13 protein-coding genes are annotated in these 13,400 nt (G+C 68.1%); 5 read left to right on the top strand and 8 right to left on the bottom strand.

Annotated features, from left to right (window positions below; all coding sequences use genetic code 11):
• Positions 1–119: 119 nt before the first annotated feature.
• On the bottom strand, positions 120–1,037 hold the full coding sequence (locus AACH10_RS20830; protein WP_341412431.1) for a fatty acid desaturase: 918 nt from the start codon (positions 1,035–1,037) through the stop codon (positions 120–122).
• Positions 1,038–1,182: 145 nt separating this feature from the next.
• Here AACH10_RS20830 and AACH10_RS20835 point away from each other — a divergent pair, with 145 nt between their 5' ends.
• Complete coding sequence (locus AACH10_RS20835) at positions 1,183–1,563, top strand: hypothetical protein (RefSeq protein ID WP_341412432.1); 381 nt, start codon at positions 1,183–1,185, stop codon at positions 1,561–1,563.
• Positions 1,564–1,580: 17 nt separating this feature from the next.
• On the top strand, positions 1,581–2,312 hold the full coding sequence (locus tag AACH10_RS20840; protein ID WP_341412433.1) for a tetratricopeptide repeat protein: 732 nt from the start codon (positions 1,581–1,583) through the stop codon (positions 2,310–2,312).
• 90 nt (positions 2,313–2,402) lie between these two features.
• Here AACH10_RS20840 and AACH10_RS20845 read toward each other — a convergent pair whose 3' ends face one another.
• Complete coding sequence (locus AACH10_RS20845) at positions 2,403–2,600, bottom strand: hypothetical protein (RefSeq protein WP_423228642.1); 198 nt, start codon at positions 2,598–2,600, stop codon at positions 2,403–2,405.
• A 108-nt stretch (positions 2,601–2,708) separates the two neighbouring features.
• Here AACH10_RS20845 and AACH10_RS20850 point away from each other — a divergent pair, with 108 nt between their 5' ends.
• Positions 2,709–3,098 (top strand): hypothetical protein, encoded by a 390-nt coding sequence (locus tag AACH10_RS20850; protein WP_341412434.1) that lies wholly within the window; start codon positions 2,709–2,711, stop codon positions 3,096–3,098.
• A gap of 118 nt (positions 3,099–3,216) precedes the next feature.
• On the opposite strand, the gene AACH10_RS20855 is transcribed toward AACH10_RS20850, so the two are convergent.
• On the bottom strand, positions 3,217–3,837 hold the full coding sequence (locus tag AACH10_RS20855; protein ID WP_341412435.1) for a DJ-1/PfpI family protein: 621 nt from the start codon (positions 3,835–3,837) through the stop codon (positions 3,217–3,219).
• 92 nt (positions 3,838–3,929) lie between these two features.
• Between AACH10_RS20855 and AACH10_RS20860 the strand changes: the two genes are divergently transcribed.
• On the top strand, positions 3,930–5,264 hold the full coding sequence (locus AACH10_RS20860; RefSeq protein ID WP_341412436.1) for an aminotransferase-like domain-containing protein: 1,335 nt from the start codon (positions 3,930–3,932) through the stop codon (positions 5,262–5,264).
• A gap of 17 nt (positions 5,265–5,281) precedes the next feature.
• On the opposite strand, the gene AACH10_RS20865 is transcribed toward AACH10_RS20860, so the two are convergent.
• Positions 5,282–6,316 carry a LysR family transcriptional regulator gene (locus AACH10_RS20865; RefSeq protein WP_341412437.1) on the bottom strand — a complete coding sequence of 345 codons (1,035 nt, stop codon included), beginning with the start codon at positions 6,314–6,316 and terminating at the stop codon, positions 5,282–5,284.
• An 81-nt stretch (positions 6,317–6,397) separates the two neighbouring features.
• Between AACH10_RS20865 and AACH10_RS20870 the strand changes: the two genes are divergently transcribed.
• Positions 6,398–8,170 (top strand): amidohydrolase, encoded by a 1,773-nt coding sequence (locus AACH10_RS20870; RefSeq protein WP_341412438.1) that lies wholly within the window; start codon positions 6,398–6,400, stop codon positions 8,168–8,170.
• 545 nt (positions 8,171–8,715) lie between these two features.
• On the opposite strand, the gene AACH10_RS20875 is transcribed toward AACH10_RS20870, so the two are convergent.
• From AACH10_RS20875 to AACH10_RS20890, 4 genes are read right to left on the bottom strand one after another with little or no spacing between them, the layout of a single operon-like run.
• On the bottom strand, positions 8,716–9,552 hold the full coding sequence (locus tag AACH10_RS20875; RefSeq protein WP_341412439.1) for an OmpA family protein: 837 nt from the start codon (positions 9,550–9,552) through the stop codon (positions 8,716–8,718).
• A complete protein-coding gene (locus AACH10_RS20880) occupies positions 9,552–11,090 on the bottom strand; it encodes a hypothetical protein (RefSeq protein WP_341412440.1) in 1,539 nt (512 codons plus the stop codon). The genes AACH10_RS20875 and AACH10_RS20880 overlap by 1 nt, the downstream gene beginning before the upstream one ends.
• 11 nt (positions 11,091–11,101) lie before the next feature.
• Positions 11,102–12,571: an alpha/beta hydrolase family protein gene (locus AACH10_RS20885; protein WP_341412441.1), complete on the bottom strand. Its 1,470-nt coding sequence runs from the start codon at positions 12,569–12,571 to the stop codon at positions 11,102–11,104.
• Complete coding sequence (locus AACH10_RS20890; RefSeq protein ID WP_341412442.1) at positions 12,561–13,301, bottom strand: GntR family transcriptional regulator; 741 nt, start codon at positions 13,299–13,301, stop codon at positions 12,561–12,563. The genes AACH10_RS20885 and AACH10_RS20890 overlap by 11 nt, the downstream gene beginning before the upstream one ends.
• Between the last annotated feature and the right edge of the window lie 99 nt (positions 13,302–13,400).

Here is a 13,400-nt window from a genome sequence, read left to right on the forward strand (position 1 = left end):
GCGGTGGGGCGCGGCCGGCCATCGTGCGCGGTGGCGCAGGCCGGCCAGCCCATCCGAAAGTATGGCCCGCGACGGGGCTTGCCCCAACCGGCTGGCGCCTTCTGGCGCTGCAGCGTGGGTCAGACCCTGGGCGCCGGCACCGCGCGCGACGCGCTGAACGTGCCCACATAGAACGGCTGGCGCGCCAGATGCTGGGCGCGGCGCGCGTTCCAGATGCGCAGCATGCGGTAGAACGGTGCGCCGGGGTACAGGTGGTGCACCAGGTGGTAGTTCTGGTAGGTCATCAGCGGGGTCAGCAGCCACTCGCAGCCGCCGCGGATGGAGGTGGCCTTGTACTCATCCTGCTCGGACGTGTGGCTGAACGGCGCATGCGGCAGGTACACGAACATGGTGACGAACAGGAACGAGCTGATGCGCGACGGCAGCAGCCACAGCGCCACCACCTCCCAGCCATAGCCGAACCAGAAGCCCGCCACGATGATGGCCGCCACCAGCGACAGCTGGCCCACCAGCCCCGGCAGCAGCTTGCGCACCCGCTCGACTCCGGCGTTGCGCAGGAAGTAACTGGTGTAGAAGTAGTCGAAGTTGGCCCAGCGCAGCGGCATCCACACATCCATGCGGTGGCCGAAGTAGTCGGGGTCGTTGCCTTCCACATTGGTGAAGCGGTGGTGCTGCAGATGGATCCACCGCCCCAGGCCCAGCGTGGCAATCGGCCCGAAGAACAGCAGGCTGATGCGGCCCAGAAACTCGTTGAGCGGGCGGATGGTGGAGATGGCGCCATGCGCACTGTCATGCGCCACGCTGAAGAAGAAGTAGACGATCACGCCATTGACCAGCGTGCCCGCCCACAACGGCAGATGGTGGGCCAGCACCAGCGCCGACACGCTGGCCAGCCCGCCCAGGCAGGCAAAGAACAGCGCCACCGTGGGCCAGGCCACGCGCGGCGCCGTGATCAGTGCGCGGAACTCGGCATCACTGACGCCGCCGCCACCAGCACCGCCGGCCGGCGCTGCATCCAGGGTGGGCATAGGGTTCATCACAGGTCTCCTCGTTGGCAGGTCTTGTCCCGCCATCGTGAGCCCGCGGCGTGCGCCGGCACCCCGACTGAAGTTGGGCGCAGGGCAGGGTGTTGCCCGGGTGGGGCGCGGCACCAGGTGGTGACGCCCACACCCGGACCATGCCTTGCGGCGGATCAAGCACGGCCGCCAGCAACTGCCCAGAATGGGCTGTGTCTGCAGGAATGCGCTGCAATGCTCGGCCGCCGGTCAGACACCGAGAGGGGGACTTGTGAACGTCCGATGGATCGCGGTTGCATGGGCCGTGGCATCGGTGGCGGGCGGTGCCGCCGCCCAGAACGCCACCAAGCCGATCTCGCCCGCCAACGTCTATGAGTTCTGCCTGCCCGTCGAAACGCGCCTGGCCACCGAGAAGAAGGAAGACAAGCCCGCCGTCTTCGCGCACTTCATCTGCACGTTCTATGCGGGCGTCTGCAAGGACCAACCGGATGCGGATGCGTGCCAGAAGGCGGTGAAGCGGTACTCACCTGTTGAGGCAAGCCGGTAGCCAACATCCGTATCCAGATGACTTTCCACCGCTCGCTGTTCATCTCGTGTCTGCTGGCTGTCGCAACGTCCGGGGCGGTCGCCGTCGACATGGCGCGGTCCACGGAGCCGGATGCAGAGGTTCATTTCGCAGAAGTGTGCGACGGCCGTATCAACCTTGTGCCGAAGTTCGGCTTGAGGCCGAAGTGCAAGGCACTGCTGGATCTTGACCAGGCCTTTCTCGACTTGATGGATCGCGACTACGACCACGATCGCCGCAAGGCATCGATGGCCGTGTCGCAACGGGGTTGGGAGCACTTCCGATCCGGCGACATCGACACCGGAATGAAGCGATTCAACCAGGCCTGGCTCCTAGACAGCACCAACGCTGTGGCCATCTGGGGCATGGGGGCGATACAAGGCCGGAAGGAGCAATGGCAATCAGCCTTGATGCTGTTTGACGAAGCACGTGGACTGATCGGCGGCAATCTGAGGTTCAGGGTTGACCACGCGAGGCTGCTGGCAGTGGCAGGAATCGAGCTCAAGAATGACCAACTCCTGAATCGTGCATTCGCGGCCTTCGATTCCATTCATCGTGACGTGCCGCAGGACACCGCCAACCTGCAGAACTGGGCCATGGCTCTGTACATGACGGGCAGGATTGAAGACGCCTGGTCCAGGCTGCAGGAGGCGCTTCGAACGCCGGGTGCGAAGATGGTGTCGGTGGAGTTGATCAACGAAATTGAAGCAAGGCGCACGATCGCGAAGTGACGCCCCATGATTCGTCCTTTGAACCTGACCATGACCGAGCGCATCGTCGCGCTGGTGGTGGCCGCGCCTTCAGCCTCCCCGGCGCGCCGTTCACGAATCGATCTTGATCCCCGCCGCCTTGACCAGCGCGCTGTACTTGCTGCGCTCGGCGCGCATGAACTCGGCAAAGCGCTCGGGCGAGCCGCCGCCGTCTTCGGCGCCGTTCTGAGCCAGGCGCTCCTGCACGTCGGGTAGGGCCAGGGCGCGCTGGATGTCCTCGCTCATGCGCTTGACCATGGCTGCCGGCATGCCCTTGGGGCCGGCCAGGCCGTACCAGACGGCTTTGAACGGGACATCCTGCCCGCCGACAAGGCGCCGGTGGATCAGCGGTCAGCGGCGTACGCGCTCCGGATTTCGATGAGCGTGGACCGGTGGAACGAGACCCAAGACGCGGTGAAGGAGCTCGTGACCCTTCGCAATGAACTCGTCCATCACTTTCTGGACCACTTCGATCTTTGGTCAGAGGAAGGCTGCGTACAGGCCCAGCAGCATTTGACCGACGCATACGGGCGAATTGATGGGCACCTGAACCAACTCGCGGCTTGGGCCAAGGACATGGAGCGGGCTCGACAGTACGCCGCCTCGGTCGATGCCTCAGAGGCCTTCGGTGAATTGATGGATTCACTGTTCGCGCAGTTCGACGAGGTCGACTGGACGCAGGCCGGTATCGTCAAGGACTGGAAAGAGGCCTTCGATCGCCTTGCGGTTGAAGGATGGGCGCCCCTTCGGGGGACAGTCGCTCGATGACGAAGCGAGGCTGCAACAGACTGAATCCGGTCAGACGTGGTGCGCCTACCGGGCGGCGGCTATCGACCCGAAGCGGAAGCACGCGCGCGCAGTTTGATGACCGTGGGCCAGGGTCGGTCTACCTGACTTCGGCAGCCGGATCAAGAATGTACTGCGCCACGTTGGCGATGGCACGCGACACATAGTCATCCTTCTCGCCGACCGGTGCGACGTAGTGCATGGCGCTTCGGGCGGCCTCGGTTCCTTCGGTCCGGGCAATGATCCAAGTCGCCAGATACTGGGATGCGAGGCAGCCGCCGGCGGTGGCGACGTTGCCCTTCGCAAAGAAGGGCTGGTCCAGCACGCTGACCCCGGCCTCCAGAACCCAAGGCTTCGTCGTGAGATCGGTGCAGGCAGACACGCCGTCGAGAAGCCCGAGTTTGGCAAGCACCAGCGTGCCCGAGCACTGAGCGCCGATGAACTGTCTCTTCGGATCCAGTTGCAAACGCGACATGAGTTCAGCATCAGCCGCGACTTCGCGTGTCTGCATGCCGCTGCCCACGATGACGGCATCGGCGGCGCTTGCGTCCTCCAGCGTCGCCTGGCGTTCGAGCACGACGCCGTTCATCGACCGTACCCGCTCTGTCGGGCTGGCGATCGACACCCGCCAGTCGGGCCGTTTGATGCGGTTCAGGATGCCCAGTGCGATCAGCGAGTCGAGTTCGTTGAAGCCTTCGAAGGTCAGGATGGCAATGTGCATGGCGGCCCCGCTGGTGCGACGAATGTCGACCTACGGCCATGCTAGACGGACAATCCAATACGATCAAATGATTGTCATGGATACATTGCCGCATGCCGATCGCTCGCTACAAGCAATTGGTCGACCGCTACGCAGCCGAGATCCGTGACGGCCGGCTGGCGCCGGGCACTCGCCTGCCGACCCATCGCCAGCTCGCTGCAAGCGAGGGCTTGGCACTCGTCACTGCGTCACGGGTCTACGCGGAACTGGAGGCCATGGGCCTGGTCAGCGGGGAGACCGGCCGCGGCACCTTCGTGCGCGAAGCTGCGCTGCCGCGGGGTCTGGGCATTGACCAGCAGGCGCCAGCGGCTGGCGTGGTCGATCTGAACTTCAACTACCCCGCACTGCCAGGACAAGCCGACCTGCTTCGATCGGCGCTGCGGCAACTCGCGGCGTCCGGCGACCTCGAAGCGCTGTTGCGCTATCAACCTCATGGCGGTCGCCCGCACGAACGCGCGCTGATCTCAGAACATCTTCTCACCCGCGGGCTGAACGTGACAAGCGAGCAGGTGCTGATCGTGGACGGTGCCCAGCACGGCCTGGCGACAACGGTCATGGCGCTGTTGCGGCCGGGGGATGTCGTGGCCGTCGACGCGCTGACCTACCCCGGCTTCAAGGTGCTGGCCGAGCAACAACGGCTCGAACTGTTGCCGCTGCCAGCCTCGGGCCAGGGCCCGGATCTCGACGTACTCGAATCGGCCTGCGGGCGCAGGCGTGTGAAAGCCGTCTACGTGATGCCTACCCTGCACAACCCCTTGGGGTGGGTGATGAGCGCTTCTCGTCGACGGCGACTGGCGTCCCTGGTGCGCCGTCACGGTTTGCTGCTGATCGAGGACGCGGCCTACGCGTTCCTCGTCACGGATCCGCCTGAGCCGCTGGCCGCTCTGGCACCGGAGTCGACGGTCTATGTCTCCGGCTTGTCCAAGAGCGTTGCCACGGGTCTGCGCGTGGGGTTCGTCGCGGCGCCGTCGGAGCTGATTCCGCGAATCGAGCGCGCGATTCGTGCGACGACGTGGAATACGCCGGGCGTGATGACGTCCATCGCCACCGGCTGGCTGGCTGACGGTACCGTCGCACGATTGGAAGCCGAGAAGCGCCGAGACGCCGAAATGCGCCAGGCGCTCGCAGCCCAAATCCTGCACGGCTTGCGGACGCGTTGTCATCCGTCTTCGTACTTCATCTGGCTGCCGCTGCCTGAGGACGTGCGTGCGGATCGAACCGCGAAGGTGTTGATGCAAGCCGGCATCGCGGTCTCGACAGCCGAGCCCTTTGCCACCGGCTCTCACGTACCGCACGCCCTGCGCCTGGCACTCGGTTCCGTGCCACCGGACCACCTCACCCGCGCCCTTGAAAGGGTCAGGCAGGAAGTCGAGGCGCCAATGCTCTGAGCACTGGTGCTGCGTCGCTACGGCTGCTTGGGCCGCAAAACTGCTCCCAGAGGTGTCCGCCTTTCATTCGCACCGCGCGTGCCTCGGCTTCCGCGCTGGGGTGTCAAACGGCCCGCAGTGAGCAGCGCCACCAATCGTTGCGCGCCCGGGGATGCGGTGCGGCCGGCCAACTGCACGATGGCGCACTCCAGACTCATCAGGTCGCCTGGTAGGGCCGGGCGCAGTCTTTCGCCAAGGTCAATGGCCTTCGCAGCGCGAATATCGTCCTGGAGCCAGGACCTCCAGGTGAAGAGGAGCGTGTCGCTGGTGAGCATCGCCTCGCGCAGCAGGCTCTGGTTGTCACAGCTGAGGGCCACGGGCAAAGGCGCTTGAGGGTGCACGCCGAACAGCGCGCGCAGACGCACCGCCAGGGCGTCCGGGAGCTGGATCAGCGCCCACGGGTAGGTGGGCACCTGCCGTAGAGCAGGATGCCTCACCGACGCTAGCGGGTGGTCAGCCCTGCAGAAGACTGACGCGGGCTGTTTGGCCAACGGCGTGACCGCGAAGTTGGGGTCTTGAGCCAGCGGCCCAGGGTAGCCGACGAAGAGCTCGATGCGCTCCTGCTCCAGGTGCTGCTGCAGCAACTGCCACTGTCCCACCTCGACCCGCAGCGTCAGCGCGGGGCTCAGTTGCCTCAGCGCCGGCAGCACACCGCCGAGCACGCCTTCGATCGCCATGAGGCTGGCACCCAAGGACAGCTCGCCCCCTTCAGCGTGGGCGATGCCATCGATCTCATGGGCGAGGTCTCGAGCACGCGCAAGCAGGTCGCGAGCGCGCTCGAGCACTCGCCGCCCCGCGGCCGTCACCCGCACGGTGCGGGTGTCGCGGTCGAACACGCGTACACCGAACTCCGCCTCCAGCGCCTGGACGCTTCGGCTGAAGGCGGTCTGTGACAGGTTGGCGCGCTCGGCTGCGCGGGTAAAGCTGAGTTCCTCGTCCAGCAGGACGAGATGCCGTAGCCGTCTCAGGTCGATTTCTGCGTTCATTGCATCAATCTTGACCGAAAAATGCATTGGACACCTGAATTGCCCGATCTCAGAATGTTTGAAGACAAAGCGCCTTCGTGCGGCGCATCAGACAGGAGACAAATCGCCATGCGAACGAAGGCAGTCACGGCCCTGAGCCTGTCGCTCTTGCTACTGACGGCGTCAGCCCAAGCCCACGACGACGCTTCGACCAAGTCTGCTTGCGCGCAGTTGACGGTGTTCGTCGCGAAGAAGTTCTACACAATGGACCCTGGTCGCCCGCATGCACGGGCGGTAGCCGTCTGCAACGAGCGCGTCGTCGGCGTGGGCGACTCGCTCGACGACCTGAAGCCCTGGACGAGCACGGTCCCGACAACGGTCGACCAGCGCTTGGCCGGGAAGATCGTGTTTCCCGGCTTCATCGACGCGCATCAGCATCCACTGCTGGGAGCGATCACCTCAAACCTGCCGATGATTGCGGCTCTCGACACGGTGCAGGCCTACAGCCCTGACATCAAGGGTGTGAAGAACGAAGCCGAGGCCTTCGAGCGCATGCGGCGTTTCGAGGCGGAGCTGAAAGACCCTTCCGCGCCACTGCTGGTTTGGGGGTGGGACGTGCCGGCCATGGGTCGCCACCTCACGCGCCAGGATCTCGACAAGATCTCGACCGTGCGACCGGTGCTGGTATGGGACGCGTCGCAGCACCACGGTTATGTCAACAGCGCCGTCATCGCACAACGCAAGATCCCGAACGACCTGAAGATCCTAGGCGTTGGCCGCGACGTGCACGGCGAGCTCAACGGCCAGTTCCTGGGCGTGCCGGCCGCCAGCTACGTGATCTTGCCGCTGATCGCCGGCAAGCTGCAGCCGGCGGAGGCCATGCGACTGATGCGCTGGCTGATCGACCTGAACCGTCGCAACGGCATCACGATGACCACCGACCACTCGATGGGCATCTTCAGCGTCGACGCCGAGGCGGCCCTGCTGAACGGCATGTTCAACAACCCGGATACGCCGCAACGACTGCTGGCGATCCCGGCCATGCACAGCTTTCTGGCCAAGTATGGGGCCCCGGACAAGGCGATCGAGGCCGTGCGCGCGCTGCAGGCCAAGAGCACCGACCGGCTGCTGTATCGCGGCGTCAAGTTCTTCACCGACGACAGCTTCAACGGCCTGACCTTCAAGCCCGGCGCCGGTGGCTACATCGACGGCCACGATGGACTGTGGGTGACGCCGCCCGAGAAACTGGCCGGTCTGATGGAGCCCTGGTGGAGAGACGGGCAGCAGATCTTCGTGCATTCGATCGGGGTTGAAGCGCAGGAGGTGACGATCGCTGCGCTACGCCAGTTGCAGGCCAAGGCGCCGCGCTTCGATCACCGCTTCACGTTCGAGCACGTGGGAATGATGCGCTACGACCAGGCCCGCGCGCTGAGGGCGCTGGGCGCATCGGCCAATGTCAACATCTACTACGTGTGGCTGCGTGGCGAGATGTACCCGAAGGTCGTTGGAACTGACCGCGCCGAGGATCTCTCGCCACTGGGCACGCTCCTGAAGGCAGGCGTGCCAACAACGGTCCACTCTGACTACCCGATCGGGCCTCCCAAGCCGCTTCTGGCGATCACACTGGCCATGACCCGCGTAGGTCAGTCTGCCAGCCGGACGCTCGGCGCCGGTCAGGCCATCACGCTCGACGAAGCTTTGCGCATGGTCACGACCGATGCTGCGTATGTTCTCGGCATCGACGACAAGGTCGGGAGCCTAGAGCCCGGCAAACTGGCCGACTTCACGGTGCTGGAGCGCGACCCGCACGATGTCAAGCCCGCGGCCGTCAAGGACATTCCCATCTGGGGTACGGTGCTGGGCGGGCGCGTGTTTCCGGCCACCGAGATTCGCCCGCAGTAGCTCGCCAAGAGCAGCGCCTTTCGGCGTCTCGGAGGCGTGCACGATCATCCTGCGCGAGCGTCTGGTACCGCCGGTTGCCTGGGACCGTCCCGGGTCGATTCGGGTCCGCCGCACCGGCAGGGACCGGTCGTTCACAGCGCCACACTGCTACCAGGCAACGCGAACCCCGATGCCCAACAGCCCGCCGACATTCACGGCGGACCCGGCCGCCAAAGCGAAGGTTGGTTTGATGGCGATCAGCGTGAGTTCGCGCGTCCAAGTCGACCGGCGGCACCCGCTGCACAACCGCCACTGCTACCTCGTCCCCCTCCCCGTCGCCGGGTCCTCATGCCTCAGCAACAGCTTGTTCAGGAGCTGGCGCAGCGAGTCGTACAGCCTGCCGACCTGCGACGGGGTCAGACCGTCGAAGTTGCGCATGAGGATGTAGCGGGTTGCCAGCGGGCTGCGCTCGCGCCGGCTCAGAAGAGCAGGGCCTTTCCTTGATGAACTCGGGCTGGGCGGGTCTGCGCATGAAATCTGAGGCGCCGCCACAGATCACAGCCGCATCAGGGCACCACCACCTCCACCTCCACCCGCCGCCGTGAGGCCTCGGCCAGCGCGGGGGACGCGTCAGCCGAGGGCGTCGCGTTGTCCCCCCACCTCACCACCATCTGATCCCGCGGCCAGCCCAGGCGCACCAGCGCTTCGGCCACCATCTCGGCGCGCGCGCGGGCCAGCGTCGGTTCTTCGGTGAGGGTGCGTCCGCTCACTGTGGCGGAGGCCGTCGTCGCATGGCCGGTGACGTGGATGCGCGTGGCGCGGCCGCGGGTGGCCAGGCGCACGGCGGCTTGCAGAAGCACCTCCGCGTGCTGGTAGCGCAGGTAGTCGTCGTTGAAGTCGAACTCGATCGTGAAGCGTTGCGTCACGTAGGGCGGCTGGGGTTGCGGCTGCGGCAGATGGTTCGGCGTCATCACCGAGCCGGGCAGCACAAACATCTTGCCGGGATAGCCCTCGGCCGGGATCACGGTGGCGGGGCAGGCCTCGGCCAGCACCGAGGCGCGCACCGGCGCCAGCACAATGCCGCCGCACACATCGGCCTGGGGTGTGGCGGGCACGGCGGCCTCCACCAGCACGGCCTGGCCCAGCTGAGGCTTGGTGGGGGCTTGCTGCAGGTCGTAGCGCAGGCCGGTGGCGGGATCAGTCACCAGCCAGCACCCGGACTTGCGGGCGTTGACCGTGTCGCGGTACACCGGACAGGCCACGAAGCGCAGCGGCACGGCACCTGCCGAGCCGGGCGCGGCGGGAGGGGCCGTCTGTGCTCGGCCGGGCGTGCTGCCCAGGGCCATCAGCAGCGCCGCCACGGCCACGGTCGGCAGCACACCCCATGCGGCTTGCCTGCGCATCACAGCGCCTCCAGCAGGTGGGTGAGGTCCTGCTTCTCCTGCTCGGTGTAGCCGATGCGGTAGCGGCGGTCGTAGTAGTCGACGATGTCGCGGATGTTGCGCGCCGAGCCGTTGGAGAAGTACGGCGCGCGCGCCGACAGGCCGCGCAGCTGCTGCATGGTGATCTTGCCGATGTCGCGGCAGCGGCCGGTGCTGAGCGCAAAGCCGGGGTCCTGCGTGTAGACCACGCGGCCCAGGTAGGGGTGGGGTTTGGCGTCGGGCCGGCAGGTCAGCTTGAACATCGGCAGCTCGGGCGCACCGTCGGCATGCGGCATGTTGGTGGTGCCCAGGTCGATCTGGCCGGGCGCCACGTCCAGGCCGCTGCGCAGCATGTTGTGGCACAGCGAGCAGCCATCGCGCACCGGGTTGCCCAGCGGGATGTTGTTCAGGCCGGCCGAGTCCTGGATCAGGAAGGTGCGGCGGCTGTAGACCTCCACGCCGCGCAGGATGGATTCGCGCAGCGCCTGCTGCTGCGGGTTGGCGGCGGGGCGCTGCTTCCAGACCTTGAACTCCTCGTCCCAGCTGGGGTTGCTGGCTGTGCTCTGCAGCGCGCCGGCCAGCGCGCGAGCCAGGAAGTCAGGGCCGCCCTGGGCGCCGTCGGCATCCAGCGCGCCGGCGCCGCGGTGCTGGCTGGCGGCGCTGAACAGCACGGTCTCGAAGGCCACCAGCTGCGCCACCACGTCAGGCGAGGGCGCACCCTGCACCTGCAGATGCCAGCGCATGGCATCCATGGCCTGCGCCTGCAACGTGAGTGCACGGCCGTCGGCCATCAGGTTGCCGCTGCTGGGCTGGCCGCTCACCGGGTCCAGCATCAGCGGCAGGCCGGTCTTGGGCTCGAAGTCGAAGCCGGTGGCGGTGGCGTACTTGAGGTTGGCCACCGGCCGCGGGCGGCGGTAGACCGAGATCTGCGGCTGCGCGCTGGACAGGCCGTGCTGCGGATGGGTGTTGCAGCCGGTGGGATCGCGCACCACCTCGATGCTGAACTCGGGCGTGATGCGCTGGCCATCGGGCGCCAACGGCGGCCAGGGCCGGAAGATGCGGAACAGGCCCTTGTCCAGCAGCAGCGAATGCGAGGCGGCCTGGCCGGTCGGCAAGTGTGGGCAGTTGGCGCCGTCGATGGGCGCGAACAGCGGATCGCGCCCCTGCGTGGCTTGCCAGCGCGCACGGATGCTGGCCACCGACAGGCTCATGCCATCGGCCGGCTGGTGGCAGCTGACGCAGGCGCGGCCGTTGCGGCCCAGTGGCGTGAAGAACGGGTGGTTGCGCGTGTCGATCGGCCCGGCCAGGCTCAGCGTGGTGATGCGGCCGGTGGGCGTATCGGCCTCCAGGCGCTCGGGCAGGGTCTGGCCGCTGCCGGGCGCCCACCACTGCGCGGCGGCGCCGGTGAGGGCGGGCGACAGGGCCGAGGCGCCGGCCAGCAGGGCCAGGCCGGCGATGGCGGCGGCGGCGCGGATCACGGTGCGTCGCAGGCTCGGCGCCAGGCGGTGGGTGGCAGACACGAAGCGCTTCCTCAGGGGCGGGGGTCGGGCGCGGCACACGCGGTGGGCGTGGCGGCGCAGGTACGCGGCAGCGGGCCGGCGCGCTGCGCGGTGAAGTCGGCGTTCGGCTGGCCCAGCGCGCGCGTGGCGGCGTTCAGAACCTCGGGCGCCACGGCCCAGCGGCCGCTGTCGATGCGCAGCTGCAGCGCCCGCAGCGCCACCTGGTACTCGGTGGTGCTGAACGTGCAATGGCCGCTGCGCTCCAGCCAAGCGCTGGCCACCAGGGACGCCGCCTGGCCCTGGCCTGCCGCGGCAGCGTCTGCAGCGTGGGCGCGGTGGGCATAGTCGGCACTCAGCTCGGCTGGAGTCATGGCATCGGCCACGGTCTGCATCAGCAGTAGCGGCGCGCCGGGGCGGCCGCTGGGCTGGTAGTGGCGTGCCATGTAGGCGGCGGCTGGCGGATCGGCCGCCACGCGCGGTGCGCGGGCCAGCGTGGCCAGGTCGTCGTCCAGACTGGCGCCGGCTTCGGCGTAGCGCTCGCGCACCCACGCAGCCTGGCCGCTGTGGGCCAGCAACGCGGCGTAGTCCACGCCGGCGTTGCCGCTGAAGTTGCCGCCGGCGCGGCGCTCCTGGTCATCGCGCGGCAGGCTCACGGCTTCCAGCAGGCCGCGGGGCAGCTGGGCCAGTCGCGCCGCCACGTCGTCATCGGCCGGGCGCGGGCTGCCGGGCACGGCCCAGGCCGGCGCCTGGCCCAGCGCCGCGGCCAGTGCGCTGCGGGCGCGGCCCAGCGGTGTGGCCTGGGCGGCATCGATGGCGGCCTGCCAGGCCAGGCGCTGGGCGGGCACCGGTGCGGCGGCACCGTTCAGGCGCAGCGGCAGATCGCTGCCGGGCGCCACCAGGGTCTTGAAGGCATAGGCCGCGTCGAACGATGTGGCCATCATGCCCGGCGTGCCGGCGGCTGACGCGCACAGGGCCACACCGCCGGCAAAGCGCGCGCCATGCTGCTCCAGCAGCGCCACGGTCACCAGGCCGCCCATCGAGCTGCCCCAGGCGATCACCTGCTTAGGCCGGCCCACCGCTTGCGTGAAGGCGTCGAGTGCGGCCAGTTGATCGGGCACGGCCTCCTCGATCGCCCAGCCGGTGCGCGCATACGACGAGCCCAGCAGTGCGTGGCCTTGCGCCAGCAGCGCGGCGGCGGCCTCATCACGCGGCACATGGCGTGCCGGGTTGGCCGGCCCGCGCGCATAACCGTGGCTGAACAGCAGCAGGCTGCCGCGCCAGCCCTCCGGCACCTCGGCCAGCCAGCGCGCGCCGCTGGGCAAGGTGCCTTCCAGGCGGCGGGTGGCTGGCGTCGCGGCGGCCGCAGCGGTGGCGCCTTGTGCGTCGGTCTGCGTCCGGGTTTGCGCAGGCACGGCCTGCGGCCAAGACAGCGCGGCGGCCAGCGCGATCACGGGCCAGGCCGCGCGCAGCGCGCGCCCGGCGCGGCAAACGTCATGGGGCAAAGAAGTGGTCCTCCAGCGCCATCAGGAACTTCAGGCTGTCGGTCACGTGGCGGCGCATCACCTTCTCGGCCGTGGCGGCATCGCCGGCCAGCAGCGCCGTGGTCATCTGGCGGTGATCGGCATTGGCCGACTTCAGCGCCTTGGAGTCGAAGAAGCGGTGGAACTGCGCCAGCAGCAGCGGCAGGCGCAGGCGCTCCAGCACCTCCAGCGCCAGCTGGTGGTTGGCCACGCGGCGGATCAGGTTGTGATAGTCGTCATTGAGCTGGCGGAAGTGGTCCTGCTGCAGCGCGCGCTCGGCCTTGTCCAGCGCCGCCTGCAGTGCGCGCAGCTCAGCCTTGTCGGCCGCGGTCCAGGTGGACTGCGCGGCCAGGCGGATGGCAAAGCCCTCCAGCAGCTCGCGCAGCTGGTACATCTCGATCACCTCGGCGCGGCTCAGGCGGCGGATGCTGGCACCCTTGAACTCCTCGATCTGCACGAAGCCCTCGGTGGCCAGCTGCTTGAGCGCATCGCGCACATGGGCGCGGCTGGCGCCGGTGGCGGCCACGATCTCGGCTTCCACCAGGCGGTGACCGGCGGTCAGCGCGCCCAGCTTGATCTGCTGCTTGACATGCGACACCACGGCGTCGATGGCCTGGCTGGGCGTGCGGCGCGGCTCGGCGCCATCGGCGGGCGGCACGTCGGCCTGCGAGGCGGTGGACGGGTCTTGCGAGCGGATGCGGCGGGTGGGCATGGCAGGGGCCTGCGGCAAGGCAGGCGGGAGGCGGATACCCGCAAATTCTGGCGCGGCTGGCGGCGTCCGGCGCCCCGTGCGCAAGCGGGCGCGCGGTGC

The sequence above is a fragment of the Pseudaquabacterium inlustre genome (genome assembly GCF_038066595.1).
GTDB classification, from domain to species: Bacteria; Pseudomonadota; Gammaproteobacteria; order Burkholderiales; family Burkholderiaceae_C; genus Pseudaquabacterium; species Pseudaquabacterium inlustre.